23 protein-coding genes are annotated in these 22399 nt (G+C 69.8%); 13 read left to right on the top strand and 10 right to left on the bottom strand.

What is annotated here, in order from left to right; genetic code table 11:
* Positions 1-5: 5 nt before the first annotated feature.
* The gene (locus ACZ5U5_RS20770) at positions 6-686 is read left to right on the top strand and encodes a UbiX family flavin prenyltransferase (protein WP_363212831.1); all 681 of its coding nucleotides are present in this window, start codon (positions 6-8) and stop codon (positions 684-686) included.
* On the opposite strand, the gene ACZ5U5_RS20765 is transcribed toward ACZ5U5_RS20770, so the two are convergent.
* On the bottom strand, positions 683-823 hold the full coding sequence (locus tag ACZ5U5_RS20765) for a hypothetical protein (protein WP_469023571.1): 141 nt from the start codon (positions 821-823) through the stop codon (positions 683-685). The genes ACZ5U5_RS20770 and ACZ5U5_RS20765 overlap by 4 nt on opposite strands.
* Before the next feature lie 164 nt (positions 824-987).
* Between ACZ5U5_RS20765 and ACZ5U5_RS20760 the strand changes: the two genes are divergently transcribed.
* The 5 genes from ACZ5U5_RS20760 (at position 988) to ACZ5U5_RS20740 (ending at position 5537) form a co-directional block, all read left to right on the top strand.
* Positions 988-1443, top strand: a complete 456-nt coding sequence (locus ACZ5U5_RS20760; protein WP_365828967.1) for an Lrp/AsnC family transcriptional regulator — start codon at positions 988-990, stop codon at positions 1441-1443.
* A gap of 63 nt (positions 1444-1506) precedes the next feature.
* Positions 1507-2670, top strand: coding sequence for an aminofutalosine synthase MqnE (gene mqnE, locus ACZ5U5_RS20755; RefSeq protein ID WP_451219731.1), 1164 nt, complete (start codon positions 1507-1509; stop codon positions 2668-2670).
* 138 nt (positions 2671-2808) lie between these two features.
* The gene (locus tag ACZ5U5_RS20750; protein WP_469023567.1) at positions 2809-3333 is read left to right on the top strand and encodes a GNAT family N-acetyltransferase; all 525 of its coding nucleotides are present in this window, start codon (positions 2809-2811) and stop codon (positions 3331-3333) included.
* A 105-nt stretch (positions 3334-3438) separates the two neighbouring features.
* Positions 3439-3729, top strand: coding sequence for a DUF4229 domain-containing protein (locus tag ACZ5U5_RS20745; RefSeq protein WP_469023564.1), 291 nt, complete (start codon positions 3439-3441; stop codon positions 3727-3729).
* A gap of 446 nt (positions 3730-4175) precedes the next feature.
* On the top strand, positions 4176-5537 hold the full coding sequence (locus ACZ5U5_RS20740; RefSeq protein WP_469023560.1) for a dicarboxylate/amino acid:cation symporter: 1362 nt from the start codon (positions 4176-4178) through the stop codon (positions 5535-5537).
* A gap of 93 nt (positions 5538-5630) precedes the next feature.
* Here the strand turns inward: ACZ5U5_RS20740 and ACZ5U5_RS20735 are convergent, their stop codons facing one another.
* The 4 genes from ACZ5U5_RS20735 to ACZ5U5_RS20720 form a co-directional block, all read right to left on the bottom strand.
* Positions 5631-6422, bottom strand: a complete 792-nt coding sequence (locus tag ACZ5U5_RS20735) for an ABC transporter permease (RefSeq protein ID WP_469023557.1) — start codon at positions 6420-6422, stop codon at positions 5631-5633.
* Positions 6419-7429, bottom strand: coding sequence for an ATP-binding cassette domain-containing protein (locus ACZ5U5_RS20730; protein WP_469023554.1), 1011 nt, complete (start codon positions 7427-7429; stop codon positions 6419-6421). The genes ACZ5U5_RS20735 and ACZ5U5_RS20730 overlap by 4 nt, the downstream gene beginning before the upstream one ends.
* A gap of 95 nt (positions 7430-7524) precedes the next feature.
* Positions 7525-8367 (bottom strand): DUF4097 family beta strand repeat-containing protein, encoded by an 843-nt coding sequence (locus tag ACZ5U5_RS20725; protein WP_469023552.1) that lies wholly within the window; start codon positions 8365-8367, stop codon positions 7525-7527.
* A 116-nt stretch (positions 8368-8483) separates the two neighbouring features.
* On the bottom strand, positions 8484-9002 hold the full coding sequence (locus tag ACZ5U5_RS20720; protein WP_469023549.1) for a hypothetical protein: 519 nt from the start codon (positions 9000-9002) through the stop codon (positions 8484-8486).
* A 378-nt stretch (positions 9003-9380) separates the two neighbouring features.
* Here ACZ5U5_RS20720 and ACZ5U5_RS20715 point away from each other — a divergent pair, with 378 nt between their 5' ends.
* Positions 9381-9992, top strand: coding sequence for a TetR/AcrR family transcriptional regulator (locus ACZ5U5_RS20715; protein ID WP_363212888.1), 612 nt, complete (start codon positions 9381-9383; stop codon positions 9990-9992).
* 11 nt (positions 9993-10003) lie between these two features.
* Here the strand turns inward: ACZ5U5_RS20715 and ACZ5U5_RS20710 are convergent, their stop codons facing one another.
* Entirely contained in the window at positions 10004-10822 is an 819-nt protein-coding gene (locus tag ACZ5U5_RS20710; protein ID WP_469023547.1) for a MaoC family dehydratase, read from the bottom strand.
* Positions 10823-10965: 143 nt separating this feature from the next.
* Positions 10966-12333: a 3-oxoacyl-ACP reductase gene (locus ACZ5U5_RS20705; protein WP_469023544.1), complete on the bottom strand. Its 1368-nt coding sequence runs from the start codon at positions 12331-12333 to the stop codon at positions 10966-10968.
* 72 nt (positions 12334-12405) lie between these two features.
* Between ACZ5U5_RS20705 and ACZ5U5_RS20700 the strand changes: the two genes are divergently transcribed.
* From ACZ5U5_RS20700 to ACZ5U5_RS20685, 4 genes are all read left to right on the top strand, one after another.
* Complete coding sequence (locus ACZ5U5_RS20700; protein ID WP_469023542.1) at positions 12406-13683, top strand: acetyl-CoA C-acetyltransferase; 1278 nt, start codon at positions 12406-12408, stop codon at positions 13681-13683.
* A 468-nt stretch (positions 13684-14151) separates the two neighbouring features.
* Entirely contained in the window at positions 14152-16059 is a 1908-nt protein-coding gene (locus ACZ5U5_RS20695) for an AMP-dependent synthetase/ligase (RefSeq protein WP_469023540.1), read from the top strand.
* A 118-nt stretch (positions 16060-16177) separates the two neighbouring features.
* Positions 16178-17794: an alpha/beta hydrolase gene (locus ACZ5U5_RS20690; RefSeq protein WP_469023537.1), complete on the top strand. Its 1617-nt coding sequence runs from the start codon at positions 16178-16180 to the stop codon at positions 17792-17794.
* 29 nt (positions 17795-17823) lie between these two features.
* Positions 17824-18489 (top strand): maleylpyruvate isomerase N-terminal domain-containing protein, encoded by a 666-nt coding sequence (locus ACZ5U5_RS20685; RefSeq protein ID WP_469023535.1) that lies wholly within the window; start codon positions 17824-17826, stop codon positions 18487-18489.
* On the opposite strand, the gene ACZ5U5_RS20680 is transcribed toward ACZ5U5_RS20685, so the two are convergent.
* Positions 18474-18728, bottom strand: a complete 255-nt coding sequence (locus ACZ5U5_RS20680) for a DUF397 domain-containing protein (protein ID WP_469023533.1) — start codon at positions 18726-18728, stop codon at positions 18474-18476. The two genes, ACZ5U5_RS20685 and ACZ5U5_RS20680, sit on opposite strands and share 16 nt — an antisense overlap.
* A complete protein-coding gene (locus ACZ5U5_RS20675) occupies positions 18725-19591 on the bottom strand; it encodes a helix-turn-helix domain-containing protein (RefSeq protein WP_469023530.1) in 867 nt (288 codons plus the stop codon). Before ACZ5U5_RS20675 ends, ACZ5U5_RS20680 begins: the two co-directional genes overlap by 4 nt.
* Before the next feature lie 125 nt (positions 19592-19716).
* On the opposite strand from ACZ5U5_RS20675, the gene ACZ5U5_RS20670 reads away from it, so the two are divergent.
* Together ACZ5U5_RS20670 and ACZ5U5_RS20665 are read left to right on the top strand one after the other, a co-directional pair.
* On the top strand, positions 19717-20136 hold the full coding sequence (locus tag ACZ5U5_RS20670) for an ATP-binding protein (protein WP_469023528.1): 420 nt from the start codon (positions 19717-19719) through the stop codon (positions 20134-20136).
* Positions 20137-20253: 117 nt separating this feature from the next.
* Positions 20254-21135: an AraC family transcriptional regulator gene (locus ACZ5U5_RS20665; RefSeq protein ID WP_469023526.1), complete on the top strand. Its 882-nt coding sequence runs from the start codon at positions 20254-20256 to the stop codon at positions 21133-21135.
* 56 nt (positions 21136-21191) lie between these two features.
* Here the strand turns inward: ACZ5U5_RS20665 and ACZ5U5_RS20660 are convergent, their stop codons facing one another.
* Entirely contained in the window at positions 21192-22361 is a 1170-nt protein-coding gene (locus ACZ5U5_RS20660; protein WP_469023522.1) for a lipase family protein, read from the bottom strand.
* Positions 22362-22399 lie beyond the last annotated feature (38 nt).

Genomic DNA, 22399 nt, shown 5'->3' with positions numbered 1-22399 from the left:
ACGGTGTGAAGCCAGGAGATACGCAGCGTAAGCCTTGGATCGTGGGGGTGTCGGGGGCCTCGGGGACCCCGTATGCCGCCGCAGTGCTGCGGGCGCTGCTCGCGGCCGGGGAGAGCGTCGACCTGGTGGTCTCGCGGGCCTCGCGGCTGACGATCCTCGACGAGACGGGCATCGCCTTTAGGGACGCGCACTGGCAGGAGGACCTGCGGGAGTGGCTCGGCCGAGGCGCCGACGGCAAGCCGGCGACGTTCGACGTGCCGGTGGACGACGTGCGCTACTGGGCGGCCGGGGACCTGGCCGCCGGGCCTTCGTCGGGGTCGTACGCGACCAAGGGGATGCTGATCGTGCCCGCGTCCACGGCCTGTGTGGCCGGGGTGGCGCTGGGGCTCTCGAAGGATCTGCTGCAGCGGTCGGCGAGCGTGACGCTCAAGGAAGGCAGGCGACTTGTCGTCTGTGTGCGCGAGACGCCGCTGAACGGACAGACGCTGAAGCACTTGGTGACGCTGGACGAGGCGGGCGCGATCGTGCTGCCCGCCTCCCCGGCGTTCTACGCGGGGGCGACGCACATCCAGGATCTGGTGGACTTCGTCGCCGGGCGGACGCTCGACGCGGCGGGGGTGCCGCACCAGCTGTACCGCCGCTGGAAGGGAGAGCTCGGTGGAGGCTCGGCCCCTTCGGGGGACTAGCGCTTCTTGGCGGCGCGCTTCGTGCGGCGCTCGGCCTTGGGCGCGGTGGGCTTGTGGGCACGCGAGCGGTCGGCCAGGTCCTGCAGCTCGCGCATCCGGGCGTAGGCCATCTCGATCGAGTACACGGTGTGTCTCACTCCTGCTGTGTGGTGGGCACGACGCGTTGTTTGCGAAGTGTTGTTTGAAGAATCCTCGCCGATCGGCGGAGATTCCAAAAGATTCACAGGGGTTCAACCCTGTTGCGCCTTAGATTCTACACATAGACTCGCGGTATCGCTGAATAATGAAAGGCATCGCACCTATGGACGCCGTGGACAGGCAGCTCATCCAGGCTTTGCGCGAGAACGGCAGGGCCTCGTACGCCGAACTCGGCCGGCTCGTCGGCCTCTCCGGCCCGAGCGTCACGGACCGGATCAACCGCCTGGAGGCGGCGGGCGTCATCACCGGCTACCGCGCGACCGTCGACTCCGCCTCGCTCGGCCTGGGCGTCATCGCCCTCATCGGCATCTCCCTCTCGGACGCCGCCGACCACGAGGACGTGGCGCGGCGCCTGAAGGACCTGCACGAGATCGAGGACTGCTGGTTCATCGCGGGCGACGACTCGTACATGCTCAAGATCCGGGCCACTGACGTGGACGGCCTGGAGAAGACGATCCGCAGGCTGAGCGGCACGAAGGGCGTCTCCAGGACGCGTACGACGATCGTGCTCTCCACGAAGTGGGAGAACCGCGTCGGGGAGCTGCCGGAGGAGGAGTGACCTCCGGGGCGTACGGTTGGCTGAGGTTTGTGGTGGGTCGTAGGGAGAGGTAAGGGCGAGGGCATGGACGCAGGTCTCAAGCGCGATCTGGAGCAGAAGGTCCGGGACGGCGAGCGGCTGTCCCGCGAGGACGGCATCGCGCTCTACGAGTCGGACGACCTGGCCTGGCTCGGCGGCCTCGCCCACGAGGTGCGCACGCGCAAGAACGGCGACGTCGTGCACTTCAACGTCAACCGCCACCTCAACATGACGAACGTGTGCACCGCCTCGTGCGCGTACTGCTCGTTCCAGCGCAAGCCGGGCGAGAAGGACGCGTACACGATGCGCATCGAGGAGGCCGTCCGCCTCGCCAAGGCGATGGAGGGCGAGAACCTCACCGAGCTGCACATCGTCAACGGCCTGCACCCCAATCTGCCGTGGCGCTACTACCCGCGTTCGCTGAGCGAGCTCAAGAAGGCGCTCCCGGACGTGTCCCTGAAGGCGTTCACGGCCACGGAGATCCACCACTTCGAGACGATCTCGGGGATGTCGGCCTCCGACATCCTCGACGAGCTGATCGAGGCGGGCCTGGAGTCGCTGACCGGTGGCGGCGCGGAGATCTTCGACTGGGAGGTCCGCCAGCACATCGTGGACCACCGCACCCACTGGGAGGACTGGTCGCGCATCCACCGCCTCGCGCACGAGAAGGGTCTCAAGACCCCGTGCACGATGCTGTACGGCCACATCGAGGAGCCCCGGCACCGGGTCGACCACGTGCTGCGCCTGCGTGAACTCCAGGACGAGACCGGCGGGTTCCAGGTCTTCATCCCGCTGCGCTACCAGCACGACTTCGTGGACATGAAGGACGGCAAGGTCAGGAACCGCCTCCAGGCGCGCACGACCATGGCGTCGGGCGCCGAGGCCCTGAAGACCTTCGCGGTCTCGCGTCTCCTCTTCGACAACGTCCCGCACGTCAAGGTCTTCTGGGTCATGCACGGCCTGCAGACGACGCAGCTCGCGCTCCAGCACGGCGCGGACGACATGGACGGCTCGGTCGTCGAGTACAAGATCACGCACGACGCGGACAACTTCGGCACGCCGAACAAGCTGACGCGTGACGACCTGCTCGACCTCATCCGCGAGGCGGGCTTCCGCCCGGTCGAGCGGAACACGCGCTATGAGTCGATCCGCGAGTACGACGGTCCCGACCTGTCGCTCCGTGAGACCCCGCAGGCGATGCGGGTCTGACGCCCTTCCGTACGGATGACGAGCCCCGGCCGCTTCGGCCGGGGCTCGTCGCGTTGTCTGCGTTCTCTGCGTTCTCTGGGCTGTCCGCGATGCGGAACGCGCTTGAGGAGAGAACCAGGTAATAGTTAATCTCGCTCTATGACACTTACCTTCCGGCTCGACCCGGAGATCGATCCCGCCCTCCGTGACGGCGTCCTCGCCCTCTGGGTCGACGTGTCCAACGCCGGCGGAGCCGTCGGATTCGTACCGCCCGTGACGGTCGACGACATCCGGCCCGAGTGGCTCATGCGCCTGACCCAGCTGAGCCAGGGAGACACCCGGCTCCTCGTCGGGTACGACGAGGACGGCGCCGTCGCCGCGACCGCCTTCCTCGCGTACAACACGCACCGCCTGATGAAGCACTGGATCTGGCTGTACGTGGTGATGGTGCACCCCAAGCACCAGGGCAAGGGGTACGGGCGCGACCTCATGGCGGCCGCCGCCGACGCCGCCCGCGGGCTCGACGGCATCGAGGCGATCCGGCTGACCTGCCGGGGCGGCACGGGAGTCGACCGGTTCTACGAGTCCTGCGGATACAAGGAGGTCGGACGGGTGCCCGGCGCGATCCGCGTCGCCCCCGGCGACGACCGCGACGACATCACGATGCTCCTCCCGCTCGGCTGACCGTTCGCGGGGACGCTCACCCCCTTGCCGGGCGCGACCCCTCCCATGCTTCACTGGAGTGGCTCGTCCTACTCGGGCTATTTCGGAACGGAAGAGTGGATTGACATGCTCCGCTACACGCTGATGCGCCTCGGGGTCTTCGTGGGCTGCTTTTTCGCGGTCTGGGGACTTGTCTACGTCGGTGCCCTGCCCAAGGGGCTCGGGGACTCCAACCTCCTCTGGGTCCTGCTGCTCGCCCTCGTCATCTCCGCGCCCATCAGCTTCGTCGTGCTGCGCAAGGAGCGGGACCGGGCGTCGGTCCAGGTCGTCGAGCGCGTGGAGCGCACCAAGGCCAACCTTGAGGCGAACCGCACGATGGAGGACCTCGCCGACGACTCCGCCCGCGCGAAGTCGTAAGGTTCGTCACACAGACCTCGACCCCGGTACTGGAGCCCACGCTCCGGGCCGGGGTTTCTTGCGTCCCGGGCCGGGTTTCTCGTGTTCCGGGCCGGGTTTCTTGATGTCCCGGGGCGCCTCGGCCTGTGATTGGCCTCGTCTACCTCAAACAAGACCTTTGATGTTCTCAAAGTTCAAGTGTTAACGTGTTCGACATGAAGACAGCAGCCGCGCACCGCATCGCCATGAGCGTTCCGCTCGTGGCGCGCCTGCATGTCGATCTCTGCCGCTGCATGTCCGCGGCCTGTCGTCGCCGTCTCTGAGTTCGCGCTGAGCCACTCTGAACACCGCGCGACGACAAGCACCGAATGACATCTGCACTGCAGCGGCGCCCTCAAGGCCGTTCCGTCTGACCCCTCGCGGTCGCCGCTCCCTCACGTCCCCCCGCCATTACCCGGAGTGTGTCCGTGTCCGCGAACTCCCCCGTATCCACGGCCGACAAGGCCGAGCAGCCGAAGTCAGGCTCCCGGATACCCAGATTCCTCAAGCTGCCGTTCTGGGCCCAGATCCTCGGCGGCCTGGTCCTCGGTGTCCTGCTCGGCTGGCTGGCCCGCAGCCAGGACGTGTCCTGGCTCGTCACCACCCTGGACAAGGTCGGAAGCACCTTCATCGGGCTCCTGAAGCTGGCGGTCGCCCCGCTCGTCTTCTTCGCGATCCTGGTGTCGATCACCAACCTGCGCAAGGTCAACAACGCGGCGCGGCTCGCCTCGCAGACGCTGGTCTGGTTCATGATCACGTCGCTGATCGCGGTCGTCATCGGCCTCGCGATCGGGCTCATCACGAACCCGGGCGCCGGCACCGGCCTGACCCCGAAGGACGGCGCCAAGCCGGAGACCTCGGGCTCCTGGATCGACTTCCTCACCGGGATCATCCCGACGGACGTCATCACGCCGTTCACCGAGCTCAACGTCCTGCAGATCGTCTTCATGGCCGCCGTCGCCGGTATCGCCGTACTGAAGATCGGTGACAAGGCGCAGCCGATCCTGGACCTCAGCGAGTCCGTGCTCGCGCTGCTCCAGAAGGCCCTGTGGTGGGTCATCAAGCTCTCGCCGATCGGCACCATCGGCCTCATCGGCTTCGCCATCGCCGACTACGGCTGGGACCTGATCAGCAAGTACGCGACGTTCACCGCCGACATCTACGTCGGCTGCGCCCTGGTGATGTTCGGCGTCTACCCGCTGCTGCTCTCCACGGTCGCCAAGGTCAACCCGCTCCAGTTCTTCAAGGGCGCCTGGCCCGCGATCCAGCTGGCCTTCGTCTCGCGCTCCTCGGTCGGCACGATGCCGGTCACCCAGAAGGTCACCGAGCGCCTCGGCGTGCCGAAGGAGTACACGTCCTTCGCGGTGCCGTTCGGCGCCACCACCAAGATGGACGGTTGCGCCGCGATCTACCCGGCGATCGCCGCGATCTTCGTCGCGCAGATCTTCGACGTGCAGATGGGCATCAAGGAATACCTGCTCATCGCCTTCGTCTCGGTGGTCGGTTCCGCGGCCACGGCCGGTCTGACGGGCGCCACGGTCATGCTGACCCTGACCCTGTCGACGCTGGGCCTGCCGATGGAGGGCGTGGGCCTGCTTCTCGCCATCGACCCGGTCCTGGACATGATGCGCACGGCCACCAACGTGGCGGGCCAGGCAGCCATCCCGGTGATCGTCGCCGCCCGCGAGAAGATCCTCGACCGTGATGCCTACGAGAACGCGTCGGCTTCGCCGCTCGATGAGTTCGACGAGCCCGCCGACGAGCGGCAGCCGGTGCCTGTCGCCGCCTGACGTCCCCCCGCTCGTGGCGAGCGTGCCCCCGTGCTCAGCAGTGGCTGAGTGCGGGGGCACGTCTGTGGTGCGAGGAGTACAGGGGCCGGTCGGTCACTTCGGGTCGCGTTCGAAGACCGCCTTCGACCAGACGTAGCCGAGCGCGGAGAGTGCCAGGCACCAGGCGAGGGTGATCCAGCCGTTGTGGCCGATCTCGGTGCCGAGGAGCAGGCCGCGCAGGGTCTCGATGGTGGGGGTGAAGGGCTGGTACTCGGCGATCGGCTGGAACCAGCCGGGCATGGAGTCGACGGGGACGAAGGCGCTGGAGAACAGCGGCAGCAGGATCAGCGGCATCGCGTTGTTGCTGGCGGCCTCGGCGTTCGGGCTGACCAGGCCCATGCCGACCGCGATCCAGGTGAGCGCCAGGGAGAAGAGCACGAGCAGGCCGAAGGCGGCCAGCCACTCCAGGACGGTGGCGTCGGTGGAGCGGAAGCCGATGGCTACACCGACGGTGCCCACGAAGACCACGCTCAGGACTGACTGAAGGACGCTGCCGACGACGTGCCCGATGAGCACGGACCCGCGGTGGATGGCCATGGTGCGGAAGCGGGCGATGATGCCCTCGGACATGTCCATGGAGACGGACACCGCGGTCCCGACCACGGCGCCGCCGATGGTCATCAGCAGGATGCCCGGCACGATGTAGGCGATGTACTCGGAGCGGTCCGCGCCGCCTCCGCCGATGCCCGCGCTCATCACGTCACCGAAGAGGTAGACGAAGAGCAGCAGCAGCATGATCGGCGTGAGCAGGAGCTGCAGGGTCATGGACGGGTAGCGCCGGGCGTGCAGGAGGTTGCGGCGCAGCATCGTGGACGAGTCGCGCATGGCGGGGGCGAGGGAGCTCATCGGGCGTTCTCCTTGGACTGAGCGTGCTGCGCGGGGATGTCGGCGGGGCCGGTCAGGGCGAAGAAGACGTCGTCGAGGTCGGGGGTGTGGACGGTGAGCTCATCGGCCTCGACATCGGCCGCGTCCAGCCAGTCGAGGAGGGAGCGCAGTTCGCGCTGGCTGCCGTCGCTCGGGATGGACAGCGAGAGGGCCTCGTCGTCGCGAGTGGACTCGTGGAGGGCGGAGGCGGCTGCCTTGTAGGCGTCGGGGTCGGTGAACCGCAGGCGTACGTGGCCGCCGGGGATGAGTCGTTTGAGTTCTTCGGAGGTGCCTTCGGCGGCGATCTTGCCGTTGTTCAACACGGCGATGCGATCGGCGAGTTCGTCGGCTTCTTCGAGGTATTGGGTGGTGAGGAAGACGGTGACGCCGCCGGTGACGAGTTCGCGGATGATGGCCCACATGTTGTGGCGGGAGCGGGGGTCGAGTCCGGTGGTGGGTTCGTCGAGGAAGATGATGCGCGGGTTGCCGACCAGGGTCATGGCGATGTCCAGGCGGCGTTTCATGCCGCCGGAGTAGGTGGAGGCGGGCTTCTTCGCCGCGTCCACCAGGTCGAAGCGGGCGAGGAGTTCGGCGGCGACCCGGCGTCCCTCGCTCTTGGGGAGGTGGTGCAGGTCGGCCATGAGGAGCATGTTCTCCTCGCCGGTGATCAGGCCGTCGACCGCGGAGAACTGGCCGGTGACACCGATCGCGGCGCGCACCCCGTCCGGTGACGTGGCGATGTCGTGGCCCGCGACCTGGGCCTGTCCGCCGTCGGCGGTGATGAGGGTGGAGAGGATCTTCACGGCGGTGGTCTTGCCCGCACCGTTCGGGCCGAGCAGCGCGAACACCGATCCGGCGGGAATGCGGAGATCGATGCCGTCGAGGACCGTCTTGTCGCCGTAGGACTTGCGCAGCCCGGCGGCGGAGACGGCGGCCGGGGGCGGATTGCCGTTGTTCTGGCTGGACGTGGACATGACAGATGAAGGCATGGGGTCCTCCCGATCGAGGGCTGAGGTGGGTGCGGCGGGGTGTGGTGCCTGCCTGGGGTGAGGCTGCGGGGTGCGTTTCGGGGGTGCGCTGCTTGTCAGGGGCGGGCGCGGTGGATGCCGATGTTGCCGTGCTTCGTGCGGGCACGGATCTTGACGGTGTCCTCGGACTCCTCCGGGCTCTTTGACGCGGTGAGCGTGTTGCGCACCTGTCCCCTGTCGGAGGTGACGTCGAGCCAGGCAGCCGTGCCCTCGCGGATGCCGACCTCGATGGCGCCGTGGTTGGTCTCCAACTGGATCTCTCCACGGACGGCTTCGCCGACGCGGAGGATGCCGTGCGCGTTGGTGGCGGTGACCGAGCTCTCGGCGCGCAGGATGTCGATGTCACCATTGGCGCCACTCACCCGCAGGTCGCCGGTCGCGGCGCCGATGGTCGTGCTGCCGTGCGAGTTCTTCAGTACGGCGGGGCCGTCGACGAGTCCGATGCGCATGCTGCCGGAGCTGGTGGCGATCTCGGCGGAGCCCTCGACCCGATCGACGGTGATCGAGCCGTGGGAGACGGTCAGTTGGAGCGGCCCGGTCGTGTCGAGGCGGACGTCACCGACCGAGGCCTTCACGCGGACCTCGCCGAGCCGGCCCTCGCCGTACACCTGGGTCCAGGAGCCGCCCACCTCGACCTGCGAGCCCGTGGGCAGGTCGACCGTCACGTCGACGGCGCCCGAAGGGCCGATGATGCGGCGCTCCTTCGTCTTGATGGTCAGGACGCCGCTCGCGTACGTGACCTCGGTCTGCTCGGCGGCCCGTACGTCCTTGTCCCGCTTCGGGTCCTGCGGCTTGACCTCGACGGTGGTGTCGGATCGGTCGCTCGCGGTGAACTGGATGGAGCCGGCGCCCACGTGTGCCGTGGTCGAGATCGGTTCGGGAGTGTCGAAAGAAGGCATGGCTGTCCCGTCCTCTTGGGTCTCTGGGGCGTCCCCGCTGGTGGGACGTGGTGTGAGTGAAGTGGTGGGAGGTGCTGGGAGGTGCTGGGAGGTACGGAGAGGGAGCGGGGGCGTGGCTAGCGCACCCAGCCCGTGATGCTCTGTCCGGTCGTGCGGGATTTCTGTGCCGTACGCGGCCGGGCGTCGCCGTCGACCGCGGCCGAGACGGCGCGGATCAGCCAGGCGTTGACCGAGAGTCCCTCGCGGCCGGCTGCCTCCTCTGCGCGGACCTTGAGGTGGGCGGGCAGGCGCAGGTTGACGCGGGCGGTGCTGCCGTCGTCGCCTTCCGCGGGCGCCTGTGCCTTGAGCGGTTCGTAGGGGGCGGCCGACTCCGCGGGGGTGTCGCTGTCGGTGGGCGGCAGCGTCACCACGAAGTCGGGGTCGAGACCTCGCAGCCGTACGTCGACGGAGCCGGGGGCGAGCTCGCGGGTGATCTCGTCCATCGCGGCCGAGAGCACGTTCAGCATGGTCAGCCGGGTCGCCGACTCCAGGGGAGCGGTGAGGCGGTCGGCAAGCTCGCGGGCTTCTTCCCCGCCGGCCTCGGCGGCCACCGCGAGTTCACGGCGGAGGGTGTCGACATACGGCGTGAGGTCCATGACGTCATCATGGCACCATCATGGCGCCACGCGCAACTGTAATGGCGCCGCGAGTGGGACGGATGGGCGAGTCGCTTGACGGGTGTGGCTCTGACCTGCGGAAACTCGGAGGGTTGGGTTGGGTCATTGTGGCGCCAGGTCGGAGGTGAGGGGTCGTACGGGACGCTTGGTGGTGCCACGTGGCATCAAGTGGTGTCATGTGGCGCCACGGGGTGCGGGGCCGCTCGGGGGCTGACCGTAGGCTGGCCCTTCTGTGCACAAGTTGTGTGGAAGGTGGGCGCCGGGGTGGGCGAGAAGAAGGCCGGGGCGGCCGGTGGGGGCGCGGATCCTGCAGAGGGCGGGAGCACGGGGAGCGCGGTGGGGAAGCGGCAGAAGCGGATGCCGAGGGCCGTGCGCGAGCAGCAGATGCTGGACGCGGCCGTGCGGATCTTCGGGCAGCGGGGGTACCGGGCGGCGTCCATGGACGAGATCGCGGAAGTGGCGGGGGTCTCGAAGCCGCTGGTGTACCTGTATCTGAACTCCAAGGAAGAGCTGTTCACCGCGTGCATCCGGCGGGAGGCCGCGGCGTTGGTCGCGGCGGTGCGGGACGGGGTGAGCGGGGGCGGGCCCGCCGACCGGCAGCTGTGGGCCGGGCTGCGGGCCTTCTTCACGCATACCGCGGAGCGGCCCGACGCGTGGGTGGTCCTGCATCACCAGGCGCGCACGCAGGGCGAGCCGTTCGCCGCCGAGGTCACCGTGATGCGCGAGGAGATCGTGGCGTTCGTGACGTCACTGATCGCGGAGGCGGCACGGGAGGCGCACCGCAAGCCGGAGCTGGCGGAGCGTGAAGTAGCGGGCCTCGCACAGGCGTTGGTGGGGGCGGCGGAGTCGCTCGCCGGATGGGCGAACGGGGACGCTTCGGTGTCCGCGAAGGAAGCCGCGGCGACGCTGATGAACTTCGCGTGGGCGGGGCTCGGGGAGCTGATGGAGGGGCGGCGCTGGGTGCCGTAGCGGTGCGGCGCCTAGCGGAGGTTGGCGGTCCCGGTGAGGTGGGTCTTGTGGGAGTGGTCGCCGGTGCCCCGGAGTTGGAAGTCCGCGCCGTCGGCCGCGTAGGTGACTGTGCCGGGGAGTAGTGCGGGCGCCTTGAAGTCGACCTGTACGTGGGCGGATTCGGGCGTGCCGTACTCCGCGAGGCAGCGGGCCACGGTCCACATGCCGTGGGCGATGGCCCGGGGGAAGCCGAGGGCGCGTGCGGTCAGGGGGTACAGGTGGATGGGGTTGCGGTCACCTGAGACGGCGCCGTAGCGGCGGCCGAGGTCGCGAGGGAGGGACCACTCGGCGAGGGCGGGGAGCGGGGCGTTTTCGGCGGGGGCCTTGGCGGGGGCGCTGGTGTCGGTGCGGTGGCGGGCCAGATAGGTGCTGCTGGACGTCCACACGATGCTTCCACCGACGCGGGCCTCGGTGACGAGGGTGGCTTCGGTCCCGCGGTGGTGCGGGCTCAACTGGGTCGCGTGTACGGAGAGTTCGAGTGCATCGGCGGTGGTCAGGGCACGCTGCTGATCGATCTCGATGGACGTATGAACGAGCCCGAGCAGCGGAAGCGGAAAACCACGGGCGGACATGAGCCGCATGGCCAGCGGAAAGCTGAGGACGTGGGGGTAGGTGAGGGGAAGAGCGTGAGGGCCGGTGCGAAACCCACAGATCCGAGAGTAGGCATCGAGACGCTCACTGCTGGGCCGTATGCCACTGAGGTTCGGCCGCGAGGAGGGAAGGGGCGCGTCGGCACGGGGCCGCTTAAGGGGGGAGAGAAGCGCGCCACGGAGGAGAAGGGGGGCGAGCATGGGGTCCTTTCGGGGTTGGGGGCGGGGCGGTGCTGCTGGTCTGTTTGCTCGTCACCGTCCGCTGCGGGGCAATCGGGTGGGTGGGAGAGGCTTGTTCGGTGGGGTGACGCTGCGGGGCATCGGGCCGGTGGCCAGGGAAGGCGCTACGCGCCGAGAAGGCTCTGCCCGCAGACCCGGATCACCTGGCCGTTGACGGCGGTCGAAGCAGGGCAGGCGAGCCACGCCGTGGTCTCCGCGACGTCCACCGGCAGGCCCCCCTGGCCAAGGGAATTCATGCGACGCCCCGCCTCGCGGATGAAGAGAGGAACCGCCGCCGTCATCTTCGTCTCGATGAACCCGGGCGCCACCGCGTTCACACTCACCCCGTACTCCGCGAGAGCCTTCGGCGCCAGAGCCCGCACCAGACCGATGATCCCCGCCTTGCTCGCGGCGTAGTTCGTCTGGCCGACGTTCCCCGCGATCCCCGCGATCGACGCCGTGGCGACGACGCTCCCACCCCGGTTCAGCGTCCCGGACTTGAGCAACGCGTCCGTCGTACGCAGCACGCTCGTCAGGTTCACGTCCAGGACCGGGTTCCAGCGGTCCGCCGGCATATTGGCCAGCTTGCGGTCCCTCGTGATCCCCGCGTTGTGCACGAGGATGTCCAGGCCGCCGGGGGCCAGCGCCGAGGCCATGCGCTCCCCGGCGTCGTCCGCCGTGATGTCCAGCGGCAGCGCCGTACCGCCGAGCCGGTCCGCGACCCGTACCAAGTCCGCCTGTACGGACGGCACATCGAGTACGACCACCCGCGCCCCGTCCCGCGCCAGCACCTCCGCCACCGCCTCGCCGATCCCCCGCGCCGCCCCGGTGACGAGCGCCGTGCGGCCGGCAAGGGGCCGGTCCCACTCGAGATCGGGCCGCTCCCCTTCAGACCACCCGGTCTCGATCACCTGGCCGCTCACGTACGCCGACCTCGGTGAGAGCAGGAAACGCAGCGTCGACTCCGCGGCGGCCGCCGAGCGCATGCGGACCAGCGTCGCCGTGCGGCCCTTGCCCAGCTCCTTGCCGAGGGAACGTACGAAGCCCTCCAACGCCTGTTGCGCCGCCGCCTGGTGGTGGACCGGCACTTGGTCCGACGCCTGGTCCGACGCCTGGTCCGCCCCCTGGCCCGACGCCGAGACGGACGCGCCGAGCACCACCACGCGGCCGTTCTCCGCCACCGACCGCACCACGGGATGCAGCGCAGCGTGCACGAGGGCGAGGTCGGAGGTGTCGCGTATGCCCGTTGCGTCCACCACGATCGCCGTGGGGCGGGGGGAACGGGATGTTACGCGCAGGTTCGTGCGCTCCAGGACCGGCGGCAGGTCCGCCGCGTGGGTGGACTCGCCCGCCGTCAGGAACAGCAAGTCGCCCTCCAGCTGCGGGCGTTCCGGTGTCCAGCGGTGCAGCGCCGACGGCTGGGGCAGGCCGAGCCTCCGGGTGAGGAAGCGGCCGGGTGCGGTGCCCGTGAAGTTCAGATAGCGGTCGGCCATTGTCCAACTCCCAGCTCGGTCGTAAATTTACTTCAGAGTAAGGTTACTCAAGGGTCAGGAGCTGGTCGAGACATGAAACTGCCCACCACCCGCCGCGTGGCGGTCATCGGCGGCAGCCGCATCCCCTTCGCGCGCTCCGACGGCCCGTACGCGACCGCGTCGAATCAAGAGATGCTGACCGCCGCCGTCGACGGGCTCGTCGAGCGCTACGGGCTTGAGGGGGACGGCGCCGTGGGGGAGTTCGTCGCCGGCGCCGTGCTCAAGCACAGCCGGGACTTCAACCTCGCCCGCGAGACCGTCCTCGGGTCGCGCCTCGCGCCGACCACACCCGCGTACGACATCCAGCAGGCCTGCGGCACCGGGCTGCAAGCCGTCGTCGCTGCCGCCAACAAGATCATGCTGGGGCAGACGGAGTCCGCCGTTGCGGGCGGCGCGGACACCGCGAGTGACGCCCCGCTCGGCGTCAACGACTCCCTGCGGAAGATCCTCCTGTCCGCGCGCCGCGCCAAGTCGGCGGGGGAGCGGGTCAAGGCGCTCGCCCGCGTACGGCCCTCGCATCTCGTGCCCGACATCCCGCGCAACGCGGAGCCCCGCACCGGGCTTTCGATGGGGGAGCATGCCGCCGTGACCGCCCAGGCGTGGGGCGTCACGCGCGAGGCACAGGACGAACTGGCCGCCACCAGCCATCAGCGGCTCGCCGCCGCGTACGACAGGGGGCTCCTGGACGGGCTCGTCGTGCCGTTCAGGGGGCTTGAGCGGGACCAGAATCTGCGTCCCGGGTCGAGCGTCGAGAAGCTGGCGAAGCTGAAGCCGGTGTTCGGGGTGGAGGGGGCCAACCCGACTATGACGGCCGGGAATTCGACGCCCTTGACCGACGGGGCCGCCGTCGCGCTGCTCGCGAGCGAGGAGTGGGCCGGGGCGCGCGGCCTTGAGCCGCAGGCCTACCTCACCGCGTACGAGACTGCCGCGGTCGACTTCGTCGGGGGCGATGTCGCCGGGGGCGAGGACGGGCTCCTGATGGCACCCGCGTACGCCGTGCCGCGGATGCTGGAGCGGGCGGGGCTCGGGCTCGCGGACTTCGACTTCGTCGAGATCCACGAGGCGTTCGCCTCGCAGGTGCTCGCCACGCTGGCCGCGTGGGAGAAGCGGGGCCTGGGCGTCGTGGACCGGGACCGGCTCAACGTCGCCGGCTCCTCGCTCGCCACGGGGCACCCCTTCGCCGCCACGGGCGCGCGCATCGTCGCCACCCTGGCGAAGCTGCTCGCCGAGCGGGGCACGCCCGGGCGCGGACTGATCTCGATCTGCGCGGCGGGCGGCCAGGGGGTGACGGCAATCCTGGAACGCGACTAAAGCGCCCCCGCCGCCCCGCCTCCCGGGTCAGCGGAGTAAGCCCCGCCTCTCCTGGGTCAGCGGAGCAACCCCCGTCTCCCGGGCCAGCGGAGTAACCCCCGCCCCTCCCGGGCCAGCGGAGTAACCCCCGCCCCTCCCGGGTCAGCGGAGTAAGCCCCGCCCCTCCCGGGTCAGCGGAGTAAGCCCCGCCCCTCCCGGATCAGCGGAGTAAGCCCCGCCCCTCCCGGGCCAGCGGAGTAACCCCCGCCCCTCCTGGGCCAGCGGAGTAACCCCCGCCCCTCCCGGTCAGCGGAGCAACCCCCGCCGTCCCGGGCCAGCGGAGCAACCCCCGCCCCTCCCGGGCCAGCGGAGCAACCCCCGCCCCTCCCAAGCCTCCGAAACAAACCCCCACGCAAGCCCCCACCCAAACCCCCGCCCCTCCCGCTCTCCCCCGGAAACAAGCCCCCTCCCCGACAAGGAGCAGCCCCCATGCCCCCCAAACCCCCCGTCGCCCCCCAGCCCGCCCTCGTCGAACCCCGCCTGCGGCATCTTGACGGTGCCGTGCGCGAAGTCTCCGTGCCGCCGCTCGCCCCGGTTGCCGGCAGCGGGTCCCTCGCGGACATTCCCTTCGACAACGCCCGGGAGGCGCCCGCCGAAGCCGTGCTGTCCCGGAAAGGTGACGACGGGCGGTGGTGGGACGTGTCCGCCGAGGACTTCGCCGGGGAAGTCCTCGCCGTCGCGAAAGGGCTGATCGCGGAAGGGCTCGCCCCGGGGGACCGGCTCGCCATCATGGCGCGTACGACGTACGAGTGGACGCTGCTCGACTTCGCGGGCTGGGCGGCAGGGCTCGTCACCGTCCCCGTCTATCCGACCTCCTCCGCCTATCAGACCCGGTGGATACTCCAGGACTCCGGCGCCGTCGCGCTCGCCGTCGAGACCTCGGCGCTCGCCGCCTCGCTCGGGCCCGAGCGGGACCGGATGCCCGATCTGGAACACCTGTGGTCCTTCGAGAAAGGCGACGTACGGCGCCTCGCCGAGCTGGGCCGGCAGGCTGAGATCTCCGACGAGGAAGTGGACGCCAGGCGCGGCGCGTTGAAGCCCGATTCCGTCGCCACCCTGATCTACACCTCCGGCACCACCGGCCGTCCCAAGGGCTGCGTCCTGACCCACGGCAACTTCTTCGCCGAGGTCGACAACGCCATCGAACTGCTCCACCCCGTCTTCAAGTCCGTCAGCAAGGAGCCCGCCTCCACACTCCTCTTCCTGCCGCTCTCCCACGTCTTCGGACGCATGGTCGCCATCGGCTGCATGCGCGCCCGCGTACGGCTCGGGCACGCGCCCAGCATCCAGACCGAGGACCTGCTCACGGACCTCAGCGGGTTCCGGCCCACCTTCCTGCTCGCCATCCCGTACGTCCTGGAGAAGGTCTTCAACACCGGGCGCGCCACCGCCGAGAAGATGGGCCGCGCCTCCTCCTTCGACCGCGCGGCCCGCATCGCCGTCCGCTACGGCGAGGCGATCGAGGCGCAGCAGCACGGCACGGGCCCCGGGCCGTCGTTCAAACTGCGACTGGCCCGCGCGCTGTACGACCCGCTGGTCTACCGGCGTATCCGCGCGGCGCTCGGCGGCAAGGTGCGGTACGCGATCTGCGGCGGCTCCCCGCTGGGGCGCCGCCTCGCCGCGTTCTACGCGGGCGCGGGCATCGAGATCTTCGAGGGCTACGGCCTGACCGAGACCACCGCCGCGGCCACCGTGACGCCCCCGCTGAAGCCGAAGCTCGGCACGGTGGGCTGGCCGCTGCCGGGCACCCGTGTGCGGATCGCGGACGACGGTGAGGTGCTGCTCGCCGGGAGGCAGGTCTTCGGCGGGTACTGGGACGGGCAGGCGGGCCGTGCGGTGCCCACGCGGGGCGAGTGGTTCGCCACGGGCGACCTCGGCGCCCTGGACGCCGACGGATACCTCTCCATCACCGGGCGCAAGAAGGACATCCTCATCACCACCGGCGGCAAGAACGTGACGCCCGCCCCGCTGGAGGACTGGCTGCGCGCCCACCCGCTGATCGGCCAGTGCATGGTGGTCGGCGACGCCCGGCCCTACATCACCGCCCTGATCACGCTGGAGGCGGACGGCATCGCGCACTGGTGCCGCATGAAGAAGAAGGCGCACACGGGCCCCGGTCTCGCGGACGACCCCGACCTGCGCGAGACCCTGCAGCGCGCCGTCGACGAGGCCAACAAGCTCGTGTCGCGCGCGGAATCCATCCGGCGGTTCGCCGTGCTCCCGGTGGACTTCACCGAGGAGAGCGGCCATCTGACCCCGTCCCTGAAGCTGAAGCGCGACGCCATTGAGCGGGACTTCGCGGAGGAGATCGAGAAGCTTTACGCACGCGGGCGCTGACGCGGACGCGAAGCCGGACAGTAACGCACGGTAGCGAATGTCACTCGCTGTCACCTGAACGGGCGGGGCCGCTGCCCCGCGCTTAGGGTGATCGAGGGGCAGACCCAGGGAGGTTGCCGTGCGTGGAGCTGTTGCACTCGCCGGCGTGACAGCGCTGGCCGTCGTGGGGACAGGAGCCTGGCTGCCGGGCGCGGGCGCAGGCGCGGGCGCAGGCACGAGCGCCGGGCGTCCGACGCCCGAGCGGTCATCCGAGCCGTCGTCCCAGTCCACGCCCAACCTCTCCCGCTTCTACACCCAGAAGATCAAGTGGGGCCCCTGCGAGGACGGCGGCGCGGGCCTCATGGCCGACCCCGCCGCCACTCCCGCGGCCAAGGACAAGAACGTCCAGTGCGGCAAGATCACCGTCCCCCTCGACTACGCGAAGCCGGGGCGCGGCACGGTCAAGGTCGCCATGGTCCGCATTAAGTCCAGCGGCGAGCCCCGCGGCTCCCTCCTCCTGAACTTCGGGGGTCCCGGCGGCGCCGGGGTCTCCGGGCTGCTCAGTTCGCAGAAGGAGTTCGAGTATCTCGGCAAGGGATACGACGTGGTCTCCTTCGACCCCCGCGGCGTGGGCGAGAGCTCGCCCGTCAGCTGCGGTGACGCCGAAGCGCGGCAGCCGGAGATGCAGCAGGACGCCGACGACCCCGATGCCGTACTCGACGAGATGCGCAAGATGGCCGAGGAGTGCAAGAAGAACTCCGGGCCCGTCCTCCCGTACGTGGGGACCGTCAACGTCTCGCGCGACATGGACGTCATGCGGCAGGTGCTCGGCGACAAGAAGCTCAACTACCTGGGCTTCTCGTACGGGACGCGGCTCGGCGCCGTCTACACCGCCCAGTTCCCGAAGAACGTCGGGCGGATGGTCCTCGACGGCGTGGACACACTGACCGAGGACGTCGCGGAGCAGGCCCTGGTGAGTGCGGAGGGACGCCAGACGGCCCTCGACAACTTCGTCAAGTGGTGCACCGACAACGCGGGTTGTGTCCTCGGCACCGACTCGCGTGCGGCACGCGGCAACATGGTCGAGCTGATCAAGGGGCTCGACATGTATCCGCTCCAGTCGTCGGACGGCGCGGAGTTCACCGGCCAGGACGTCGTGGACGTACTCGGGCAGGCGCTCTACAGCAGGCAGTCGTGGCCCGCGCTCTCGCAGGCACTCGGCGCGCTCCTCGCGGACGGCGACCCCAGGGCGCTGCTGCGGATGAGCGGCTCCCTGGAGCAGCAGGTCAAGGCCCCGCACGACATACCCGCCGACAACATGGCCGCCGCGCTCATGGCCGTGAACTGCGCGGACGACCCGGACCGCCCGGACGCGGACAGCCTCGAAAAGGAAGTGGGCAAGCTCCAGAAGGAGTTCGAGTCGACCTCCGCGATCTTCGGCCAGTCGATGCTGATGCCGGTGCTGTTCTGCTTCGGCCGCCCGGCGGGCACGGACTACATCCGTGACGACGTACGCGACGTCAAGAGCCCCGACTTCCTCCTCGTCGGCACCCGGGGCGACCCGGCCACGCCGTACCGCTGGACCGAGGAGACCGCGAAGCGCCTCGGCTCCTCGGCGATAGTCCTGGACAACAAGGGCGACGGACACACGGGCTACGCCGGTTCGAAGTGCGTGCGCGAGAAGGTGGACGGATTCCTGCTGTACGACGAGATGCCGAGGACCGGCAGCTCGTGCGGGGTGGATGAGGAGGACTGAACGAGCCGGCCCCCGGCTACCGTTCCCCCATGCGCCGACAAGCCGAACAAGACGCCCCCGCCCCAGGCCCCATAACCCCCGACGACCTCGACCAAGTGGTCCAGCTCGCCCTGGCCACCCTCCGCGAGGCACCCCCCACCGCCTGGGACGCCAAGGCGGGAACCCTGGAGTGGGACTGTTGGGAGACGGTGGAGCACCTCGCCGACGATCTCTTCGCGTACGCGGCGCAGCTCGGCCCGAAGCAGCCGCCCCTGGACGGTGAGGTCCCCTTCGTCTGGGAACCCCGCAGGCCCGGCGGCCCCTCCAACGCCATCCACGCGGACCGGGCCGCGGGCCCGGCCGGGCTGCTCCAGGTCCTGGAGGCGAGCGGCGCCCTGCTGATCGCCATGGTGCGCACGTCTCCGCCGACCACCCGCTCGTACCACGGCTTCGGCATCTCGGATCCGGAGGGCTTCGCGGCGATGGGCGTCGTGGAGACCCTGGTCCACACGTACGACCTGGCCGACGGCCTGGGCTTGAAGTGGGCCCCGCCCGCCGACGTGTGCGCCCGCGTACTCCACCGCCTGTTCCCGGACGCCCCGACGGACGAGGAGCCGTGGCCGACGCTGCTGTGGGCGACGGGGCGCGGGGAACTGCCGGGCCAGGAACGACGTACGTCGTGGCGGTGGTACGGGGAGCCTCAGTCGGCGGGGTGAGTTGCTGCCTGAGCGACGAAGGTGGTCCACGCGGTGGGCGTTACCGCGAAGTTGGGGCCTTCGGGGTTCTTGGAGTCGCGAACGTGGATGGCGTGGGGGCAGGGGGACACCTCCACGCATGCACCGCCTTCGCCGCTGCTGTGGCTGGACTTGCGCCAGGTGAAGGCGACTTCGAGGCATTCGCCGCCTTCGCCGCCGCTGTAGCTGGACTTGAACCAGTTGAGTGCCTCGGTGCTCATCGCTCCCCCAGAATCTTCTCGATCAGAGCCAGGGACTCCCATGGGTTGAGAGCCAGTGCGCGCATGATCCCATAGCGGTCGACGATGAGCCGGACCTCTTCCGGATCGGTGATCAGCTTGGGGTACCCCTGTACCTCTGTGTAGGCCACCTGCTGGTGGCCCTTCGGCGTCAGTAGATTGAACGCGCCGTCCATGTTGGGATGTTCCTCGCGATTGGTCGGCAGAACCTGGATTGCCACGGTTCGCTTCCGGCCGAGACGCAGCAGCTGCCGAAGCTGGCCCTCGTAGACGCCTGGCCCGCCAATGGGGCGGTGCAGGACCACTTCTTCCAGTACGTAGCTGAAGGCGGGGGACGGCCAGCGCTCGAAGATCTGCTGGCGGGCCAAGCGGTCGGTGACTCGCTTTTCAATGGTCTCCTCGTCCAGCAGCGGTCGCCGATGCGAGAAGACCGCCCGCGCGTACTCCTCGGTCTGGAGTAGGCCAGGCACGCCCTGGTTGGCGTAGAAGTGCAGCTCCACCGCCTCCCCCTCCAACTTCGCGTACCCCCGATACCAGTCGGGGTGTCGCGTCCGTGACTTCTTCTGCGCCTCCCGTACGTCATCCACAGCCGCCGCCAACACGCCCCTCGCGTCCAGCAGCTCATCTGCCCGGATCAGAAACTCCGGCTGCGGAGTCCGGACCCCCCGCTCCATGGACGAGATCAGCGCCTCCCCGCAATGCGCCGCCTTGCCCAGGTCTCGTTGGCTCAGGCCCGCGTGCTCACGCAGGACCTTGATCTGCTTGCCCAGCGCGCTGAAGAGATGCGCTGTGCCGTCCGCCTCAGCAGGCTTTTCCGGCCGCTCTTCCCGATCCGCACTCGCCATATCCGTACCGCCCTGCAGTGGTCACGGTCGACACCTCAGACGCCAACCGGACGCACTCATACAGCTACGCTCCGTCGCGGCGTCGTACCTGGTCAGCGTAGAGCCCACCGACCACGCTCAGTGACATGAATTCTCAAATCACCACCCCTCAAATGCAGTTCGCGCAGCGGCTGAGCTCCACCCGGAGGGGCGCCCGCCTGGCCCGTCGCCTCGCCGCTCACCAGCTGGAAGCCTGGGGCATCCCGCACGGCAGTGACCTCTCCGACGCGGCAGCGCACATCACCGCCGAGCTGGCCGCCAACGCCGTCACGCACGGCCACGTACCCGGAAGGGACTTCGAACTCCGGCTCTTCTACGCGGAGTCGGCGCGCACGCTGCGTATCGAGGTGGTGGACGCGCGGGGCGACCGCGTCCCGGAGCTGCGCCCGCCCGACCCGGAGGCGGAGTCGGGCCGGGGGCTCCGGCTCGTCGAGGCGACCGCCGCAACGTGGGGCGTCATGGAGCGTCGCATCGGCAAGACGGTGTGGGCCGAGCTTCGCACGTGAGGCCCCGGACGCAGAGCCGACCGGAGCCGACCGGAGCCGACCGGAACGGGCACAGGATGTCGGGTGCGGCAGGGTGGGTTCTTCCTAGCGTGAGGTGTGAAAGGGAAGGAGTCCGGCGTGCTGGAGCGGTTGAACCAGGCCATGGAGCACATCGAGGCCCACCTCGACGGGCAGATCGACGTGGCCGACCTGGCGCGGACGGCCGTGACGTCGGAGTACCACTTCCGGCGCCTGTTCTCCGCACTGGCGGGAATGCCGCTGTCGGAGTACATCCGGCGCCGACGGCTGACCGTCGCCGGGGCCGAGGTGCTCGACGGGGAGCGAACGCTCCTGGAGGTCGCCGTGCGCTACGGCTACTCCTCGGGCGAGGCGTTCGCGCGGGCGTTCCGCGGGATGCACGGGGTCGGGCCCGGTGAGGCCAGGCGGGGCGGCGCGACGCTGCGGTCCCAGCCACGGATGTCCTTCCGCCTCATCGTCGAAGGGGCCGGCAGCATGCGGTATCGGGTTGTGGACAGGGACGAGTTCCGAGTCGTCGGCAGGAAGGCGCGCGTCCCGCTCGTGCACGAGGGTGTGAACCCGGCCATCGCCGAGTTCATCCGGGGGCTCGGGCGGGAGACGCTGCAACGCATCGAGAGCCTGTCGGCGAAGTCGGGTCAGGGGCCGGAGGGTGTCATCTCCGTCAGCGACAAGCTGGACGAGAGCCGCGCCGAGGGGACCGAGCTCGACTACTGGCACGGCGTGGTGAGCAGTGCGGACAGCGAGGTGCCCGACGACATGGACGCCCTCGCCGTCCCCGCCGGGAGCTGGGCCGTCTTCGAGAGCGCGGGGCCGTTCCCGCAGACGCTCCAGTACATGTGGCGGGACGTGTTCACCCAGTGGTTCCCGTCCAACCCGTACCAGAGCAGGCCGGGACCGGAGATCCTGCGCACCCGCCTCTCGGACGACGGGACGCACGCGGACGCGGAGCTGTGGATTCCGGTGAAGCGGACCACCGGCTGAGCAGCACGCGGTGGCTTCCCGAAGCCACCGCGCGCCGTCAGCCCTTGGGGGGCCGGTCAGCAGTTCCCCCGCACCGGCTTCCCCGCGAACCGATCCGCCAGCCAGTTGGCCGCCAGCGGCGACTGGGTGATCACCCCGGATACGTGCTCACCCAGCAGGATGGTGTGCCACTCCACGTTCGCGCCCTTGGCGCACCAGTCCTTGCGCACCTGCTTGCCGACGCCGTACGGGATCAGCTCGTCGGTGATCACGTGGTACTGGTACACCGGCGCGTCCGGAGCCCGCGTGCCGACCTTCGACTCGCGCAGGCGCTGCTGCCAGTCGGGCTGGTCGAGTGGGTTCTTCACCGTCATGTCGTCGATCTTCTTGAAGGCGCCGAGCACCGCACCGTCCGCCACACAGCTGTTGCGCAGCGCGCCGATCAGCTTCTTGCCCACCGGGTTCAGGTACGACTCCAGGTTCAGCTCGGGGAAGGCCGCGTTCTGGCCGATCGCGGCCATGAAGATCAGGCCCGAGCCGTACGAACCGTCGTTGAAGTCCGCCACCCGCATCAGATCGCCGGGGATGCCACCGGCCGCCGTGCCCTTGACCTTCAGGTCGGGGGCGTACGACCCGTGCAGTTCGGCCGCCCAGCTCGCCGCCTGACCGCCCTGCGAGTAGCCCATGACGCCGACCGGTGTGTCCGCGCCGAGCCCCGCCTCCGGGAGGCGGATCGCGGCTCGGGCGGCGTCGAGCATGGCGTGGCCCTCGGCCCTGCCGACCGTGTAGGTGTGGTCGCCGGGGGTGCCGAGACCCTCGTAGTCCGTGACGGCGACCGCCCAGCCGCGCAGGGTGAGTTGCTGGATGAGGTTGGCTTCGAGGGTGGTCCCGCGGGGGAAGCCCGCACTCGGGGCGCAGTGGTCGCCCATGCCGATCGTCCCGACGGCGTACGTGATGAGGGGGCGGGGGCCCTTCCTGCCGTCCTGCGGCACGATGACCGTGCCGGAGACGGTGTTCGGCTCGCCCTTCGCCGTCGTGGAGCGGTAGTTGATCTTCCACGCCTTGGTGTGGGTCGGCTGGCCCGGCAGCGGGTGGAAGCTGCTCGGGGCGGAGCTGACGACGTCTCCGGGGGCGGCGGTGTCCGCCGGTGCGGCCTGGGCCGTCACCGGGGTGATGACCGAGAGGCCGAGCGCGGCCACCACGGCCAGGGCTCTTGCGCTGGTTCCAGCGCGGGTACGAACGTGCATGCGGCTCTCCCAACAGTCCTCAATGGCTGGGGTGTGCA

The sequence above is a fragment of the Streptomyces sp. NPDC033177 genome (genome assembly GCF_055577715.1).
The sequence above is the reverse complement of the archived record's forward strand: the minus strand, read 5'-3'. Positions and strand labels throughout refer to the sequence as shown.